This is a genomic window from Bradyrhizobium erythrophlei (genome assembly GCF_900142985.1).
GTDB lineage: Bacteria > Pseudomonadota > Alphaproteobacteria > Rhizobiales > Xanthobacteraceae > Bradyrhizobium > Bradyrhizobium erythrophlei_B.
On record NZ_LT670849.1, the window covers coordinates 5,387,351 to 5,404,876 of the forward strand.

The window sequence follows — 17,526 nt, forward strand, 5'->3', positions numbered from 1 at the left end:
ACGCGTTAACCATTGTTGGTCGAAAGGAACCTTGCTCGCACCCCGCAGATGTCGCCTGTTTGTCGCAAGCGGCTGTTATCGCAAGTCATAATCGGCAACGCTTCGATTCGGATGGGACGCCGGATTGTAGCAGTCATGGAATTGTCATCGGAATCTGTTAGGCGCGCGCATGGGAAGTGACTCGATGAGTGAAGAACAGCCGGAGCGGCATTTTCGCACCCTGTTTATCTCCGACGTGCATCTCGGAGCGCGCGGTTCACAGGCCGACAAACTTCTTGATTTTCTCCGCGTCCACGATGCCGACACGATCTATCTGGTCGGCGACATCGTCGATGGCTGGGCGCTGAAGTCGGGCTGGCACTGGCCGCAATCGCATAACGACTTCGTGCAGAAGATGCTGCGCAAGGCGCGCAAGGGCGCCAAGGTGATCTATATCCCCGGCAATCACGACGAGTTCCTGCGCAAATATTACGGCACGCATTTCGGCGGCATCGATGTGGTCGAAAACGCCGTGCATACCGGCGCCGACGGCAAGCGCTATCTCGTCATCCATGGCGATATCTTCGATCTCGTGGTGCAGAACGCGCGCTGGCTCGCCCATCTCGGCGACAAGGCCTACGACTTCGCGATCCAGATGAACCGGCTGGTCAACTTCTTCCGCCGCCTGTTCGGCGTCGGCTACTGGTCGCTGTCGCAATGGGCCAAGCAGAAGGTCAAGAAGGCGGTGAACTATATCGGCGCGTTCGAAAACGCGCTGGTCGCCGAAGCCCGCCGCTACGACGCCGAGGGCGTGATCTGTGGCCACATCCACTATGCCGTGATCCGCGACGAGCAGGGCATCCGCTACATGAATTGCGGCGACTGGGTCGAAAGCTGCACCGCGCTCGTCGAGCATGAGGACGGCCGGTTTGAGATCATCAGCTGGACCGATCTGCAACGTGAAAACGCGCTGGTTCCCGCGGTCGCGGCGCGCGCCGCCGCGTAAGCCTGCCACGGCATACCGCTCGGGCTACGGCAGCCTTCTTTCTGACCAACGGAAGGTCGCTTGCGCCCTTGTCTGCGCTCTTGCCGCCGCCGCGCGAGAGGCGTTAAATCCGATCCATGAACGAACCTCTTTCGCACGCGCCGCCATCTCACGTACCCGTGAGTTCCGCCGATATCGACGCCGCCGCCAAGGTGATTGCGCCGTTTGCGGTCCGTACGCCGCTGTTGTTGCCGCCGGTGCTCTGCGATCGCCTCAGTGCGAAAGTATTTCTCAAGCCGGAAGTCTTGCAACGCACCGGCTCGTTCAAGTTCCGCGGCGCATTCAACAAGCTTGCTTCGATACCGGAAAGCGCCCGCAAGGGCGGCGTCGTCGCATTTTCGTCCGGCAATCACGCGCAGGGCGTGGCCGCGGCAGCGAAGATTTTGAACATGCCGGCCACCATCGTGATGCCGGTGGATTCGCCGCTGCTGAAGCGCGAGCGCACCAAGTCCTTTGGCGCGGAAGTCGTGCTCTATGATCGCGATCGCGAGGACCGCGAGGCGATCGCGCGCGACATCGCCGGCAAAAACGGCGCGACGCTGGTGCCGCCTTATGACGATCCCAAGGTGATCGCGGGGCAGGGCACCATCGGGCGGGAGATCTGCGAGGACCTCGCCGCGCTCGGCATCGCGCCTGACATTGTCGTCGCGCCGGTTTCCGGCGGCGGCCTCATTGCCGGCGTCGCCACCGCCGTCAAATCGCGCTTTCCGCAGGCGCAGGTGATGTCGGCCGAGCCGGAAGCTTTCGACGATCACGCCCGCTCGCTGCGCGCGGGCAAGCGCGAGGGTCATGGCGCCAAGGGCCGCACCATTTGCGATGCGCTGATGGCCGCGATCCCCGGCGAGATCACTTTTGCCATCAACGGCAAGCTGCTTTCGAAAGGAGTCACCGCGAGCGATGCGGAAGTTGGCGCCGCGGTGGCGTTTGCCTTCCGCGAATTGAAGCTCGTGGTCGAGCCGGGCGGGGCGATCGGCCTCGCCGCACTACTCGCCGGGCGCATCGATGCGCGCGGCAAGACGATCGTGATCGTGCTGTCCGGCGGCAACGTGGATTCGGAACTTTATTCGCGCCTGATCGCCTGCGGGCTTGCATCGCCGCGGTGCTAGTTCTCGCCGGAACCTGATCGGTCTGTTATCGTGGCAGCACGCGTCATCAAAAGACGCGAGTTGAAAAACAGACCGGGAGTTGGTGATGCACAGGCTGCTCGTCCTTTACAACGAACCCAAGGACCCCGCCCATTTCAGAAAATACTACGTCGAGACGCATGTGCCGCTGGCGAACACGATTCCCGGCGCCAAGAACGCGCACTATTCGTTCGACGCAAAACGGCTGGGGCCCGGCGAGGCGCCGTATTTCTGCATCTTCGAGGCCGACTTCGACAGCGAGGCGGCGTTGATGAGCGCGCTCGGCTCAAAAGAAGGTCAGGCAGTTGCGGGCGACATTCCCAATTACGCTTCCGGCGGCGTCACCATGGTGCATTTCCCGGTGAAGTAATCGGGGCTATCCTCGACGCGATGATGGAGCGCCAGGCAGAGAAGGCTTGGCGTCACCGCCCAACTAATGCAGCCTTGGGCTCGGTTTGATGCGCGGAATGCTTGATGTCGAAACGAATCGACAAATCGTGGCTGGTCTTTGTCAGCGTCGAAAATTCGGAACACGATCGATGCGTGGATATTTTCTCGCGGCCAGACGGCAGCTATGGATTCGAGGAGTTTCGTCGCGACGTTGAAGATGGCGGCCAATGGACGCCGGTGCAGTACTATTCGGGCGTTGCTTATCGTTCAGCAGTCGTCGTGCTGGATTCCGCCGAACGGACTATACCGTGGCTCACCGATATCCTCGTGCGGAATCCGGAACTGAGGATGAAAATCCGTTCAAGCTGAGATAGCGCGACAGATTTACGAGAAGAACGCGATCTTCTCGGTCTGGCTCATGCGCCGGATCGGGGCCAGCGGATCGGGCCGCGAGGCGCGGGGCCGTGACACGATGCCGTTTGCGATCAGGCTCGAACCGAGCGACGGCTCGGGCTCTGCTTCCGGCACAGTCACGGTTATCGGCTGGGGTGGCGGCGCTGGCGTCGATTGAAGCGGGGTCACGACCGGCAGCGCCGATGTGGTCGCAGGCGCCAGGTCGCTGGCGTTGTCTTCGGGGAAGGTGACGTCGATCTCGTAGGGCGCAATTTCCAGACCCGGCTCGGCCGCGTTCAACTCATCCGCCGGGTCGGCGTGGGCATGTTCGTCGTCGATATGCCCGTCGTCGAGCTTGGGCTCGTAGGCTGCATCCGTATCGGGCGCGGCCATCTCCATCGCCACCATGTCGAGCATGGCTTCATCGGTGGCGTCGAAGGCATCGTGTGGTTCGCCTTCCGCGATCGCATGCGGCGCTGGCTCGGTCGCCGTCATCGTCGAGGCGGGAGCGGCTTCAGCCGGTTGCTCCGCGTGGACCTCGGCTTGGGCCATCGCGGCCGGCGCTTCCGTGGCTTCCGGCGCATCGGGCGGCGGCGAGGCGGCGGCCTCGTTCGCGTCGAAAGCTGCGATTTTCTGTTCGATCTGGTCGAAAGCGCCGCTTAAGGCGCGGGCGAGGTCGGCCGGCGCCATTTTCTCGGTCGCCGCCTCCATTGCGCCGATCTGGGAATCGATCAGGTCGCAAATCCGGCCGTCGCCCCCAATCTCGCGCCAGCGCCACGAAATTTCACGGATGATGCGGACGCCCTTGCGCACCGGCGCCAGATTCTGCTCCAGCGCCAGATCCGCGACCGCTGTATCGGCGACCTCACGCGCTTGCGTCAGCGCCGAGCGGAGCGATTGCAGCGCCTGGTCGAGCAGGGGATCGCGCACGGGCTGCCTCGAGGCCGCCAGCGTCTCCTCGATCCGCGCGACCGCGTCGAGCACCATTCTGGTATCGGAATTGCGGTTGCGTTTGGCATACTCGCCGAGAAACCAGCGTCCCCGCGAGGTCTCCATGAACGCTTCCTGGATCGCGTCATAATCCGCTTCGCTCGGCTGGGCCGCGCGCGCAGAAATCGGGGACAGGGCAAATGCTTCGTCGGCCATGGCTAACTCATGCCCCGCGCAAACCATCACGGGTTAAGCTAACGATCACCACGATATCGTCCGAATCGCAATTGAATTGATGTCCTTCGAATCACAAATCCCCATCGCATCTTCTATCGTCTCGCGGCGATTCGCGCGCCGCCTGGCGCTGTTCTATGGTTCGATCTTCGCCCTGATCGGCTGCCATCTGCCGTTCTTTCCGGTGTGGCTCAGGGCCGTCGGGATCGACGCGGCCTGGATCGGCGTCATTGCCGCGGTTCCGGCGGTGACAAGGTTCACCGTGCTGCCGGTCGTCACCGGCCTAGCCGAGCGTCATGCCGCCGTGCGCGGCGCCATGGTCGCAACGGCCATCGTCACGGCGTTTGGTTTCGCCGTGATTGGCACCCAGCATCTGCCGCTTGCGGTATTCCTGGTCTATGCCGTGACCGCGGCGTCATGGACGCCGACCGTCCCCTTGACCGACGCCTATGCGCTGCGGGGCGTGGCGCGATACGGCCTCGATTACGGCCCGCTGCGGCTGTGGGGGTCGGCGGCCTTTATCGCCGGCGCGCTCGGCTGCGGCCTGTTGGCCGATGTCATTGCGCCGAAGCATCTGATCTGGATCATCGTCGCCGCCGGGGTGCTCGCCGCCCTGATCGGCCTTGGCTTGCAGCCGCTGGATAGCCGCAAGGCGAAGTCCCCGGCGGTGCACGGAACAAGTGCGCTGCTTCGCGACGGCGGCTTTCTCGCCATCATCGCGGCCTCGGCGCTGATCCAGGGCAGTCACTCGACCTATTACGTCTTCGGCTCGATCACCTGGCAACTCGCAGGCCTCGGCGGCTTGACGATTGCGGGGCTATGGGCGCTCGGCGTCATTGCCGAGATCGCGGTGTTTGCGTTATCGCCGCGGTTTACCCTTCAACCGTCGACCCTGGTGATCATCGGCGGGTTGGGATCGGTATCGCGTTGGCTGATCACGGCGCAGGAGCCGCCGGTCGCGGTGCTGGCCGTGGTTCAGCTCGCGCATGGCCTGAGTTTCGGGCTGACGCAGGTGGGCACCATGAACCTGATGGTGCGGCATGTGCCGCTATCGGCGATTACGCGGGCCCAGGGTTATCTCGCGGCCTGCGGCGGCATCGTTTCCTCAAGCGCCTCGATCATCTCGGGCATGATTTACGCCCGTTACGGCCAGGGCGCCTATTACGCGATGGCCGTGATGGCGCTTTCGGGCGCTGCCATTATGTGGGCCGCGCGGCGCGCCGTTGACGTTCACCCCCAGAGCGCGGCGTCGGGCGGGTAAACGAGACTGCCATCGTAGCGCAGCCCTCCATCGCGATCGCGCGCCAAGAGCAGCGGGCCGTCGAGGTCGACAAAGCGGGCCATTGGCGTGAGCAGCATCGCCGGCGCCATCGCAAGCGAGGTCGCGACCATGCAGCCGACCATAATGCCAAAGCCTTGCGCGGCTGCTGCGTCCGCCATGGCCAGCGCTTCGGTCAGTCCACCCGTCTTGTCGAGCTTGATATTGACGGCATCGTAGCGCTCGCGAAGGCCGCCCAGGGAAGCCCGATCATGCACGCTTTCGTCGGCGCAGACCGCAATCGGCCGCTTGATGCGGGCGAGCGCTGAATCCTTGCCGGCCGGCAGCGGTTGCTCGACCAGCGTGACGCCGGCTTTGGCGCAGGCGGCGAGGTTTTGCTCCAGATTGGCCTCGGTCCAGGCCTCGTTGGCATCGACGATGAGTTCCGAATGGGGCGCGGCCCGGCGCACGGCGGCAATTCGCAAGCCGTCGCCGTCGCCGCCGAGCTTGATCTTGAGGAGCCGCCGGTGCGAAGCCTTGGCAGCAGCCGTCGCCATCGTCTCGGGCGTGCCGAGCGAAATCGTGTAGGCGGTGACACAGGCGGGCGGCGCGGCGCGGCCGAGCCGATCCCAGATGCGTTTGTTTCCTTGTTTTGCATCGAGGTCGAGCAGGGCGCAGTCGAGTGCATTGCGGGCAGCCGAGGGCGGCATCGCCGCTTGCAGCGCCTGCCAATCCAGGCCGCCGCCTCCAAATCCGTCGACGATGGCATCCGTCATGCCAAGGATCGCCTTAAGCGTTGCTTCCGGCGTCTCGCCATAACGGGGATAGGGAACGCACTCGCCGCGGCCGGTCGTGTTACCGTGGGTTACTTCCGCCACCACCACGACCGCCTCGGTCTTGGCGCCGCGGCTGATCGTAAAGTTGCCTTCAATCGGCCAACGTTCGATTCTCGCGTCCAACGTTGGTACTTTGCTGGAAGTCATTTTAATATCTAGCACTTTCTCGGCGCCGCGATCGGCGGCCCTATGCTAGACATTATTTATCAAGACGTATCTGGTTTTTGTTTCAGTCGGCATCTGGGAACAGCGCGGAGTTGGCATCGTGAAGGGCGACCCGACATTGGAGCGTATCGCAAGGGGCAACGGCCTGGCGCTGTGTGCGGCTGGCCCGTGGACCGCGCGCTTTGCCTCCGAACTCGAGCAGATGGTCTCGGATGCCGAACGGCTGAAGGGAAAGGCTGCAAACGTCTTCATCGACGTCTCGCAAATCTCCAAGCTCGACACCTTCGGCGCCTGGCTGATCGAACGGCTGCGCCGCGGCCTCACCCAGGGCGGCATCGAGGCCAAGATTGCGGGATTGTCGGCGGATTATTCGACGCTCGTCGAGGAAGTGCGCCGCGTGAAGGCGGCTCCTCCTGCCGAAGCGACGACCGTGACGGTCACGGGCATCCTGGACCAGGTCGGCCGCACCATGGCCGGGGTTGGCGGCACGATCCTTGGCCTCGTCGACATGCTCGGGGCAGTCCTGGCCGCAAGCTTTCATGTATTGACCCATCCAAGGACGTTCCGCCTCACGTCCACCGTGCACCACCTGGAGCAGGTGTGCTGGCGCGCGGTGCCGATCGTCGTCCTGATCACCTTTCTGATCGGCTGCATCATCTCGCAGCAGGGCATCTTCCACTTCCGCAGGTTCGGCGCCGATATCTTCGTGGTCGATATGTTGGGTGTACTGGTGCTGCGCGAGATCGGCGTGCTTCTCGTCGCGATCATGGTCGCGGGCCGGTCGGGAAGCGCTTACACCGCCGAGCTTGGCTCGATGAAGATGCGCGAGGAAATCGATGCCTTGCGCACCATGGGCTTCGATCCGATCGAGGTCCTGATCCTGCCGCGAATGCTGGCGCTGGTGCTGGCGCTGCCGATCCTGGCCTTTCTCGGCGCGATCGCGGCCCTTTATGGCGGCGGGCTGGTGGCCTGGCTTTATGGCGGGGTTGATCCGGAGGCGTTTTTGCTAAGGTTGCGCGATGCGATCTCGATCGATCACTTCACCGTCGGCCTGATCAAGGCGCCGGTCATGGCGGCCGTGATCGGAATCGTTGCCTGCGTCGAGGGGCTTGCGGTTCAGGGCAGCGCGGAATCGCTCGGACAGCACACGACGTCGTCGGTCGTGAAGGGCATCTTCTTCGTGATCGTGATGGACGGCGTATTCGCGATCTTCTTTGCATCGATCGGGATGTGACGATGGCGGTTCAGGTGCAGAGCCAGGTTCTGAGCCAAGGTCCGAGCCAGCCGCAGATCCAGCCGCAGGATGCGATCATCCGGGTGCGCGACATCTCGGTGCAGTTCGGCAAGACAAGAGTGCTCGACGGTCTCGACCTCGACGTCAAGCGCGGCGAGATCCTAGGGTTTGTCGGTCCCTCCGGCGCCGGCAAATCCGTGCTGACGCGCACCATCATCGGGCTCGTTCCAAAAGTCTCCGGGCGGATCGAGGTGTTCGGCGTCGACCTCGACGCGGCGAGTTCAGCGGAACGGCGCGCGGTGGAGCGGCGCTGGGGCATCCTGTTTCAGCAGGGCGCGCTGTTCTCTTCGCTGACGGTGCGGCAGAACATCCAGTTTCCGGTGCGCGAATATCTCCACGTCACCCAACGCCTGCTCGACGAGATCACCATGGCCAAGCTCGTCATGGTGGGCTTGCGTCCCGAAGTGGCCGATCGTTTCCCCTCGGAACTCTCCGGCGGCATGATCAAGCGCGTGGCGCTGGCGCGCGCGCTCGCGCTCGACCCGGAACTGGTATTTCTGGACGAACCGACCTCGGGCCTTGATCCGATCGGCGCCGGCGACTTCGATGAGCTGGTCCGGACCCTCCAGCGGACTTTGGGCCTGACCGTTTTCATGGTAACCCACGACCTCGACAGCCTTTATACGGCGTGCGACCGGATTGCCGTTTTAGGGAACGGTAAGATCATTGCCGCAGGATCGATGGCCGACATGCAGGCCTCGCAGCATCCCTGGTTGAGGGCCTACTTCCACGGCAAACGCGCCCGCGCGGTCATGGGATAGTTCAAGAGCTCATTTTGCCCCTTATTTTGGTTATTGGGCTGGTTTTGGTCGGTCTTGGAGTTCGGTAATGGAAACGCGGGCGAACTACGTTCTGATCGGATCGTTCACGCTCGCCGTGATCGCCGCCGCGTTCGGATTCGTGCTGTGGTTCCAGAGCCTGCACACCACCAAGCTGCGCAGCCCCATGAACGTCATTTTCGAAGGCCCGGCGGCGGGTCTGCGCAACGGAGCCAGCGTCAATTTCAACGGTATCAGGATAGGCGAAGTCACCTCCGTTAAGCTCGACAACCCGCGTCGCGTGGTCGCACGCGCGATGATCGAGAACAACGCGCCGGTCCGTAAAGACACGTTCGTCGGGCTCGAATTTCAGGGATTGACCGGCGTGGCCGCGATCTCGCTCAAGGGCGGTGACGAAAACGCCCCGCCGGTTCCGCTCGGCGAGGACGGCATTCCGGTGCTGACCGCCGATCCAAGCGCGCTCCAGGACGTCACGGAGGCGATCCGCGGCACCTTGCAGAACATCAACCGCGTGGTCGCCGACAACCAGCAGGCCGTGAAGAATTCGCTGCATAACCTCGAGACCTTCACCGGCGCGCTGGCGCGCAACGCCTCGAGGATCGACGACGTGATGGCGAAGGTCGATGGCGTGATGGGCAAGGCCGACAATCTGATGCTCGGCCTCAACAGGCTCGCCGGCGGCAAGGACGGCGGGGAGTTGTTCCTGACCGTGCAGTCGATCCGCGAACTCGCCGAAGACTTCGACAAGCGCTCCGGCGCGTTGATGTCTGACGGCCGGCGGACGCTCGGCGATATCAGCCGCGCGGTGAATAACCTCGACCGCAACCCGACCCGGCTGTTGTTCGGTGCCAGTGGTTCGACTTCGCCGGCAGCCGCCTCGGCCTCGACGCCGACCCCGCCGCCGGCGCAGCCACGGCGTTAAGGGCGGCCGCGAAGTCCTTTTACCGCAATGAAAAAGGGAGGCATCGCTGCCTCCCTTTGCGATTCACAAATCAGACGAGCTTCAGCCCAGCCGTCCCGCCGCGTGCGCGAGCAGCGTGTAGACGAGGCCGGTCTCCGAGGTGAGGTGACCGCGCAGCGCCTGCGGTCCGCGATCTTCGCGCGCGACCTCATCGAGCAACCGCTCGAACTCGGCGATATAGCGATCGACCGTCTGCTTGAAGTTGCGGTCGCTGCGATACTTGCGGGCGACTTCATCGAAGGCCTTCTGGCCAGCCGGTGTATAGAGCCGCTTGGAGAACGCCTTGCTCTCGCCGCGCTGATAGCGGTCCCACATTTCGGCAGCCAGGTTGCGATCCATCAGCCGGCCGATGTCGAGCGACAGCGACTCCAGCGGATTGCCGCCGCCGCTTTGGTTCGCGGTGCGGCCGCCGCGTTGCGGGGACTGCTGCGGCGCGCCGGCGCCATCGGTGCGGCTCAAGAGGTCGGACAGCCAGCCATCCTGTCCCTGGCTGGAGGGAACCGCGGGCGCCACCGGCGGGGCTTCGGTGCGGCGCGCGGCCGGCATGCCGAGGTCGGGCGGCGGCAGGTTCGAGGCGCTGTTGCCACGCTGGGCGGGCGCAGGTCGCTCGGTGCGTCCACCGACGGCGGCAAGCGCGGGTTCTTCCTCGCGATAGGCGGAGGTGTTGGTGCGGCCGGTCGAGACCACGTCGAGGCCGCGGCCGTGATGGGCGACGATACGGTTGAGTTCCGCCAGCGCCTCGATCTGGTCGACGATCACCTTGCGCATCTGCGCGGTGGAGTCGGCGGCCTCCTGCGGCATTTCGAGCACGCCACGGCGCAGTTCGTTGCGGGTCGCTTCGAGCTCGCGCTGCATTTCGCCAGCCATCTGCTTCATGCTGCCGACCATGTTGGCGAACTTGTCGGCGGACTGCTTGAACATCGCATCCGCTTCTTCGGTGCTTTGCTGGTAGATTTCGGCCATCGTATCCGCAGTCTGGCGGCGCTCTTCTTCGGCGGCCATGCGCACGGCTTCGAACTGCCGACTGATCGCGGCCGATCCGGCACCGGCGGTTTCCGCCACCACGCGGGCGATATCGCGGGCGCGTTCTTCGGCTGCGGCGAGCGATTCATCGAGCAGGCTCGTGAAGCGCGACAGCCGCTGGTCGAGGTCGGTGGTGCGTAGATCGATCGTGGTGACGAGCGATTCCAGCGTCGACTTGCGTTCGGCGAGCGATGTCGTGGTGCTGCGATTGCTCTGCTCGACGACAGCGGCCGCCTCGACGAGGGCCTTGCCGTGGATATCGAACTGGCCGGACAGGGAGTGGAGGTCATCCAGCGCCTTCGCGGTCTTGGAGTTGAAGACGCTCAACTGGTCTTCGAGCGTCTGGGTTGCCGCACCGTTGCGTGTGGTGACGTCGTTCATGGCCGAGACGAAGTCGGCCACGCGGGTCACGAGTGCGCGCTCGAGCGAGTTGAGGTTGTCGTGGGCGCCGGTCAGCACCTCCTGGAGCAGGATGTTGCCTTCGCGCAGCCGCTCGAACAGCGCGACCGTGTCGGTGCGGAGGATCTTGCTGGTCTCCTGCATCTCGGTGACGGCGGCAATCGAGACCTGGCGCGACTGATCGATCGCGGTTTTCGACGCCAGCTCGAGGTCCTTCAGCGACTTGTTGATCGTGCTGGTGGCGAGTTCACCGGCCGAGGTGATGTTGCGCGCCACCTCGCTGCTGTTGCCGAGCATGGCCTGCGAGAAGCCCTGGCCGCGGGTTTCGATCGCACGCAGCGCTTCCGCCGTGACGCGGTCGACTTCGACGGTGAGCTGGGTGGTCCTGGCGCCAATGGCCTCGACCAGCGCGCCGCGTTTGCTGTCGATGGTCTGCGACAGACGATCGGTCTGCTGCTGCACGTAGGAGACGATCTCGTCGGTCTTGCCGGTCATGGCGGTGCCGAACGAACTTGAAGCGGCCAGCACCGAACGCTCCACGTCTGCCGTGGTCGACTTGACCTTCGAGGCGGCTTCGTTGGAGGCCGTAACCAGTGCCTGCTGCGCGGTCTGCGCGGTGGCGGTGATCCGGTCGGTGGTGTTGGCGGTTACCGTCGAGAGCGCGCGTTCGAGATCGTTGGAGATCGAGCGGATCTGGCTTGCCGCATCCGCCGAGGTTGCGGTGAGGGAGGCCTGGGCCTCGCGGGCGCTGTTGAGGATCGACGCCGCGGTGTCGGAGCCGACCGCGGTGAGGGTGCGTTCGACGTCGGCCGCAAGCGTCTTGACGTGATCGGAAGCCTCGGAGGACGCGCCGACGAGGGTGGTCTGGGCTTCGCGCGCGCCGCCGAGGATCGCGGCTGCGGTCGCGCTGCCGGAGGCCGACAGCGAGCGTTCGACATCGGCGGCCAGCGACTTGACCTGGTTGGCGGCCTCAGACGAGGCGCTGACGAGCGTGGTCTGGACGTCGCGCGCGCTGGCGAGGATCGAGGCGGCGGTGGCGCTGCCGGCGGCCGACAGCGAGCGTTCGATATCGGTGGCGAGCGCCTTGACCTGGTTGGCGGCGTCGGACGAGGCCGTCACCAGCGTGGTCTGGGCGTCGCGTGCGCTGGTCACGATCGAGTTGGCGGCGCTGCCGCCGACGGCGGTCAGTGCGCGCTCCACCTCGGAGGAGGTCAGCTTCAGTTGAGCGCCGACTTCCGAGGAGACGCCGAGCAGCGACTGCTGCGCCGAGCGGGCGCTGGTCTGGATGGTCTCGCTGGTATTGACGACAAGGTTGGCGAGCGAGCGTTCGGCGTCCTCGACGTGGGACTTGATCCCGGCCGACAGTTGCTCGGCGCGGGCCACGAGGCCTTCGCTGGCCTCCCGTCCGCTGCTTTCGATACGGCCGGCGACCGCCTCGATGCGCGAATCCAGCAGCTCCTCGAACTGCGACACGCGGGTGTCGATGTCGGTTGCGACCGCGCCGATCCGGCTCTCGATGCCCCGATGAATTTCCTGGAAGCGCGCCGTGATGGTCTCGGTGAGCTGGTGGCTGCGGCCGTCGATGGTTTCGTGTGCGCTGGCGATGCGCTGGTCGATCGCGGCAACCGCCTGGGCCGCGCCATCCGTCAGCGACGTGGTGAGGGTGTTCAGCCGTCCATCGATGGTCTCGGTGACGGACTGGGCGCGGGTATCGAAGGTCTGTTCCAGCGATTTCAGGCGGCCATTGATCGCCTCGTCGAACGCCTTGATCTTGCCGTCCATCGACGTGTCGAGATGCTCGACGCGGCCGTGCAGCGTGGTCTCGAACTGCAGCAGGCGCTGATCGAGCGAGGCGGTGATCTCGCCGCCGTTCGAGGTGAGGCGGCTGTCGAAGTTGTCGACATAGCCCTTCAGCGTCTCGGCGATGTCGCTGGTGCGTTGGCCCATGCGGTCGACGATCTCGCCGCCGAAGGTTTTGACGGTGCGGTCGAATTCCGAAATGTGGCGGGTGATCAGCGCCCCTAACGTGCCGGAGTCGCGCGCGAACCTTTCCGCAAGCTCGGAGCCCTGGTTCTTCACCAGCTCGTCGAACGAGCTCATCTGCAGGGATAGCGCATCGTGGGCGCTTTCGGTCTGGCTGACGACCTTGGCCACCAGCGAATTCACGGTAACGTCGAGCGAGTCGCTTGCCTTCTCGCCGGAGGACAGGATCTTGGAGGCGAGGCGGTTGCCGGATTCGTCGATCTTGTTGACGAGGTCGCCCGAGCGCAGCTCGAGTTCGAGCAGCAGCGAGTCGCTGGAGTTCTTCAGCGAGTCGTGCACCTGCTCGGTGCGGTCCGAAATGCCGTCGACGATGGTCGCCGAGCGCTGTTCGAAATCGGCGGTGACGCGATCGAGACGCTCGTTGAGCATGTCGTGCACGCGGTCGGCAAGTTCGACGAACTCGTCGTGAACGTGGCCGGTCTTGAAGTTGAGGCTCGTGGTCAGGCGTTCCGACGCATCGAGCACCGCGCGCGTGGTTTCGGCGCTGGCTTCCTCGAGGCGGTCGAGCAGGTCGCCGCCGCGTTCGCCGAGCGCCAGGATCATGTTGTCGCCGGCATTGGAGAGCGCGCTCGTGATATGCGAACCGCGTTCTTCCAGCGCGCCGGTGATGCTCTTGGCCACCTCGTCGACGCGGGAGGCGATCGCATCCGAAATCAGCGCAATATCGTGACGCAAATCGATCTGCACGCCGGAGATCGCGCTGCGCACCTGTTCGGCCTGGCCGACCAGGTTGTCGCGCTGGTGGGCGATATCCTGGAGCAAAGCGCGAATTCGCACCTCGTTGTCGCTATAGGCGCGCTCGAGAGCCGCGACCTCGTTGGCGACCAGCGTTTCAAGCTCGCCGGCGCGCGCGATCGCGCGTTCGATGCCGTCGCCCATCGCTGCCACTTCGCGGCGGATCGCCTGGCCGACCGTCACCATGGAATCGCTGGCGGCGGTTTCCGGATCGGAGAAACGCATCGCCACATGCGCCATCGATTGCGCGATCGCCTGCAATTCGCGGCCGCGCGACGACAGGTTCGCCATGAAGAAGAACATCAGGGCCGGCGCGGCCAACAACGCAATCAATGCCGCCAGCGCCAGCACGCCGCCGGCGCCCTGTCCGGCCGCTGCCGTGATCGAGGACCAGAATCCAGCGGCCAACAGCGCGCCTGCGATGATCCACACGAGGCTCGCAATCGCCGCAAACGTGTAGGCGTTGCGGCCGGCGCGGCCTCGCTGAAGCGCCTGCAAGGCTTGGCCGATGGCTTCGCGGTCGTCATTGGCGGCGCGGCGCGCGACGCGCGTTTCTTCGATCGGGTTGAAAGAGGGGCGGTCGTTGTTGGAGCGCGTGTCGAACGACGGCTCGTTGACGTTGAAGGGTTCGTCGAACGAGGGCGCGCTGGCAGTGACCTCGGGCGCCGGCTCGTTACGAGCCGCACTGCGGGTATCGTTGCGGCTGTCGGTGCCGGGCGAATTGTCGGCGATGTTGAGAGCTTCCTGAATGGCAGAGAGCGCGACTTCTGTCGGATCTTTGACCTTTTTGGGGGTGTTTGCCATGTCCAGTCCCAGCCCTCGTTACTTGTACTTACGCAATGTCCGGCAAGAGGTCCTGCGATTGCCCCCGCAAGTCCAAGACCGAAAATCGTGATCCAATGCTGCGCCCAGCCGCCAAAGAGAGGTCGGCATGTCCCGCTCATGTCCGTCAAACATCCTATTGGTTAGGCGTCACGAATGAAATGGTGCGATTAATACAATCTTAATCATCGTTAATAGCGTCGCGCCGTAAGGCCTTACAGGGCTTGGAAATTCTGTACACCAAGGTTAATTGAGGCGACACTTCGCTGAAAACAAGGCGAAGATACGGCGCAAATCCGGACCGCCGGAACCGTTGTCCACAGCAGGCGAACCATCCGTTAACCATTCCATGGTTCGCTTGGCCGGCGGCCTCGCCGATCAGCGGCGGGCTGACCAACGATTCGGAAGTACCATGTCGCTTCATCTGGACCGGATTGAATGGATGCCATCGCCCCCGCTCGCTCCCGATGACGGCCCGATCGATATCGCCCACTTGCGGCGGATGACGCTTGGCGATGCGGCGCTCGAGCGCGAAGTGCTGACGATGTTCTCGGCACAGGCCTCGCGTCTCGTCACCGCACTTGCCGCGCTTCCACCGGATGCGTCGGCGCTGGCCCACACGCTGAAGGGTTCGGCGCGCGCGGTCGGCGCGTTTGCGCTCGGCGATGCCGCCGCCCATGTCGAGAACCTGATCCGGTCAGGCGGCAATCCGGCGGACGCCTTGAGCGAGCTTGATGATGCCGTCACCGACGCCAAAAGCGCGATCGCCGCGGTTCTGCGTCAGGCCTGACGAAACGGCGGTTTAGGGCCGCCAAATGCCAACTAGCGCTGACGGGATCGACCCGTTATAGGTCTGCCGGACCCTTTCTTCCGGCAGTACGAGCGAACATGGCCAAGATCCACTTTGTCGACCATTCCGGCGAAACCCGCACCATTGACGTCGAAAACGGCGCCACCGTCATGGAAGCGGCGATCCGCAATTCGATCCCGGGTATCGAGGCGGAATGCGGCGGCGCCTGTGCCTGCGCAACCTGCCACGTCTATGTCGACGAAGCCTGGCGCGAGAAGGTCGGACCGCCATCGCCGATGGAAGAGGACATGCTGGATTTCGGTTTCGATGTGCGGCCGAACTCGCGCCTGTCCTGTCAGATCAAGGTCTCCGATGAACTCGACGGCCTCACGGTTTCGACGCCCGAGCGGCAGGCCTGATCAATCTTGCTGCGCCATGCCGCGGCGCAGCCACGGCTGAAATTTCGCGATGATCTCCGGTGTCAGCGGCGTCGGCTTGCGCGTGGCTTGATCGATCAGCACCGTCACCGATTGAGCAGACGCGACGCAACGCTCGTTTGAAAACACCACCTGATCGAAGGTCACGGAGGTGCGGCCGAATTTCGCGACCCCAAGCCCCATCTCGATCGTTCCTGGCCAGTGCAATTCGGCGCGGAAATGGATGTCGAGGCGCACCATGATCCAGGTCAGCCCCTCCGGCAGTTGCCAGTAGGTCTTGTCCTTCATCAGCGTGACGCGGCCGGTTTCGAAATAGGTCGCATAGACCGCGTTGTTGACGTGCCCGTTGGGATCGAGATCGGCAAAACGCACGTTATCGGCGAGGCGATAGGGAAAATCTTCCAGTCGCGGCGTGGAATCGGAATTGGCAGGGGCGTTCACGAGAGGCGGTCTCCGGAATCGGCCTTTCTTACAGCGTAGTTGTCGAACGTCGGCAAGGGGTTGTCGTGGTGTCCGCAACCCGTATTATGGCTTTCCTTTCCGGCGCCCCGGCCCCTTCAATCGAAAAGAAGTGACATGAGCGAAGCCATCAAGACCGACGTGTTGATCATTGGCGCGGGCCCGTGCGGGCTGTTTGCCGTTTTCGAACTGGGCCTGCTCGACATGAAGACCCATCTCGTCGACATCCTCGACAAGGTCGGCGGTCAGTGCGCCGAGCTCTATCCGGAAAAGCCGATCTACGACATTCCCGGCATCCCTTTCGTCACCGGTCAGGGCCTTACCGAGGCGCTGATGGAGCAGATCAAGCCGTTCAAGCCGACCTTCCATCTGGGTGAAATGGTCGAGAAGATCGAAAAGATCGGCGACCCGGCGTTTCGCGTCACGACCGATGCCGGCAAGGTGTTCGAATGCAAGGTGGTGGTGATTTCGGCCGGCGGCGGCTCGTTCCAGCCGAAGCGCCCGCCGGTGCCGGGCATCGAGGCCTATGAAGGCACGTCAGTGTTTTACGCCGTGCGCAAGATGGAGCAGTTCCGCGACAGGGACATCCTGATCGTCGGCGGCGGCGATTCCGCGCTCGACTGGACCCTCAACCTGCATCCGATCGCGAAGAGCGTCACGCTGCTGCACCGGCGTGACGACTTCCGCGCCGCGCCGCACAGCGTCGAGCAGATGCGCGCGCTGGTGGCGGCCGGAAAGCTCGACCTGAAGATCGGTCAGGTCACAACGTTGGAAGGCGACGGCGGCAAGCTCAGCGGTGCGCACGTCAAGGGCAACGACAATGCGATGTCGAGGGTCACCTGCAATACCATGCTGCCGTTCTTCGGGCTCACGATGAAGCTGGGCCCGGTCGCGAACTGGGGCATCGAGCTTGAGAACAATCTCATTCCGGTCGAGACGTCGGCGTTCGAGACCAGTGTTCCCGGCATCTTTGCCATCGGCGATATCAACACCTATCCGGGCAAGCTCAAGCTCATTCTCTGTGGCTTCCACGAGGGTTCGCTGATGGCCCAGAAGGCGCACCGTTACGTCTATCCGGACAAGCGCCTGGTGTTCCAGTACACGACCTCGTCCACGAGCCTGCAAAAGAAGCTCGGCGTCAACTGACGGCCAAAATACCGGTATTTCAACGCGTCATCGGCGCGTCGCGAAAGTGACGCGCGAAGGTAGGACGTTACGGCCTGCGGCCTGGTGTCCCGATTCCGAAGTTCGTAGCATTTTCGGAGCCACGTTTCGAACTTCGGAATCGAAAGGACACCAGCGAAATTGTTGATCTAGTGTGGCTTTGGATCAGAGGTCCGCATGGCGAGCTCGCGGCAAAAATGATGCGGACTTCTGATCCGCCACACTAGGGCCGCTGGTTGCGTCCGGCAAACGGCCATATTCTTTCG

General features: G+C 63.9%; 15 protein-coding genes. 11 read left to right on the top strand and 4 right to left on the bottom strand.

What is annotated here, in order from left to right:
- The first annotated feature begins 184 nt into the window (after window positions 1-184).
- The 4 genes from BUA38_RS25620 to BUA38_RS25635 all read left to right on the top strand — a co-directional run bounded on the left by BUA38_RS25620 (window position 185) and on the right by BUA38_RS25635 (window position 2,907).
- Window positions 185-985 (top strand): UDP-2,3-diacylglucosamine diphosphatase, encoded by an 801-nt coding sequence (locus BUA38_RS25620; RefSeq protein WP_072822293.1) that lies wholly within the window; start codon window positions 185-187, stop codon window positions 983-985.
- 116 nt (window positions 986-1,101) lie between these two features.
- Window positions 1,102-2,130: a threonine/serine dehydratase gene (locus BUA38_RS25625; RefSeq protein WP_072822295.1), complete on the top strand. Its 1,029-nt coding sequence runs from the start codon at window positions 1,102-1,104 to the stop codon at window positions 2,128-2,130.
- 85 nt (window positions 2,131-2,215) lie between these two features.
- Window positions 2,216-2,518, top strand: coding sequence for an EthD family reductase (locus tag BUA38_RS25630; protein WP_072822297.1), 303 nt, complete (start codon window positions 2,216-2,218; stop codon window positions 2,516-2,518).
- 104 nt (window positions 2,519-2,622) lie between these two features.
- The gene (locus BUA38_RS25635; RefSeq protein WP_072822299.1) at window positions 2,623-2,907 is read left to right on the top strand and encodes a hypothetical protein; all 285 of its coding nucleotides are present in this window, start codon (window positions 2,623-2,625) and stop codon (window positions 2,905-2,907) included.
- 15 nt (window positions 2,908-2,922) lie between these two features.
- Here the strand turns inward: BUA38_RS25635 and BUA38_RS25640 are convergent, their stop codons facing one another.
- On the bottom strand, window positions 2,923-4,077 hold the full coding sequence (locus BUA38_RS25640) for a hypothetical protein (RefSeq protein ID WP_072822301.1): 1,155 nt from the start codon (window positions 4,075-4,077) through the stop codon (window positions 2,923-2,925).
- Between the two features lie 79 nt (window positions 4,078-4,156).
- Here BUA38_RS25640 and BUA38_RS25645 point away from each other — a divergent pair, with 79 nt between their 5' ends.
- A complete protein-coding gene (locus BUA38_RS25645) occupies window positions 4,157-5,356 on the top strand; it encodes an MFS transporter (protein ID WP_072822303.1) in 1,200 nt (399 codons plus the stop codon).
- On the opposite strand, the gene dgcA is transcribed toward BUA38_RS25645, so the two are convergent.
- Entirely contained in the window at window positions 5,326-6,336 is a 1,011-nt protein-coding gene (gene dgcA / locus BUA38_RS25650) for an N-acetyl-D-Glu racemase DgcA (protein ID WP_072822305.1), read from the bottom strand. The genes BUA38_RS25645 and dgcA overlap by 31 nt on opposite strands.
- A gap of 118 nt (window positions 6,337-6,454) precedes the next feature.
- Here dgcA and BUA38_RS25655 point away from each other — a divergent pair, with 118 nt between their 5' ends.
- The 3 genes from BUA38_RS25655 to BUA38_RS25665 all read left to right on the top strand — a co-directional run bounded on the left by BUA38_RS25655 (window position 6,455) and on the right by BUA38_RS25665 (window position 9,349).
- Window positions 6,455-7,588, top strand: a complete 1,134-nt coding sequence (locus BUA38_RS25655; RefSeq protein WP_072822324.1) for an MlaE family ABC transporter permease — start codon at window positions 6,455-6,457, stop codon at window positions 7,586-7,588.
- A gap of 2 nt (window positions 7,589-7,590) precedes the next feature.
- On the top strand, window positions 7,591-8,409 hold the full coding sequence (locus BUA38_RS25660; RefSeq protein ID WP_072822326.1) for an ABC transporter ATP-binding protein: 819 nt from the start codon (window positions 7,591-7,593) through the stop codon (window positions 8,407-8,409).
- 67 nt (window positions 8,410-8,476) lie between these two features.
- Complete coding sequence (locus BUA38_RS25665) at window positions 8,477-9,349, top strand: MlaD family protein (RefSeq protein ID WP_072822328.1); 873 nt, start codon at window positions 8,477-8,479, stop codon at window positions 9,347-9,349.
- Window positions 9,350-9,430: 81 nt separating this feature from the next.
- Here BUA38_RS25665 and BUA38_RS25670 read toward each other — a convergent pair whose 3' ends face one another.
- On the bottom strand, window positions 9,431-14,392 hold the full coding sequence (locus BUA38_RS25670) for a methyl-accepting chemotaxis protein (protein ID WP_072822330.1): 4,962 nt from the start codon (window positions 14,390-14,392) through the stop codon (window positions 9,431-9,433).
- A 430-nt stretch (window positions 14,393-14,822) separates the two neighbouring features.
- On the opposite strand from BUA38_RS25670, the gene BUA38_RS25675 reads away from it, so the two are divergent.
- Both BUA38_RS25675 and BUA38_RS25680 read left to right on the top strand, forming a co-directional pair.
- Window positions 14,823-15,200 carry an Hpt domain-containing protein gene (locus tag BUA38_RS25675; RefSeq protein ID WP_072826432.1) on the top strand — a complete coding sequence of 126 codons (378 nt, stop codon included), beginning with the start codon at window positions 14,823-14,825 and terminating at the stop codon, window positions 15,198-15,200.
- Between the two features lie 98 nt (window positions 15,201-15,298).
- Window positions 15,299-15,619: a 2Fe-2S iron-sulfur cluster-binding protein gene (locus tag BUA38_RS25680; protein ID WP_072822333.1), complete on the top strand. Its 321-nt coding sequence runs from the start codon at window positions 15,299-15,301 to the stop codon at window positions 15,617-15,619.
- Here BUA38_RS25680 and BUA38_RS25685 read toward each other — a convergent pair whose 3' ends face one another.
- Window positions 15,620-16,078, bottom strand: coding sequence for an acyl-CoA thioesterase (locus BUA38_RS25685; protein ID WP_072822335.1), 459 nt, complete (start codon window positions 16,076-16,078; stop codon window positions 15,620-15,622). It lies immediately after the preceding gene.
- A gap of 135 nt (window positions 16,079-16,213) precedes the next feature.
- Between BUA38_RS25685 and BUA38_RS25690 the strand changes: the two genes are divergently transcribed.
- Window positions 16,214-17,242: an NAD(P)/FAD-dependent oxidoreductase gene (locus tag BUA38_RS25690; RefSeq protein ID WP_072822338.1), complete on the top strand. Its 1,029-nt coding sequence runs from the start codon at window positions 16,214-16,216 to the stop codon at window positions 17,240-17,242.
- Window positions 17,243-17,526 lie beyond the last annotated feature (284 nt).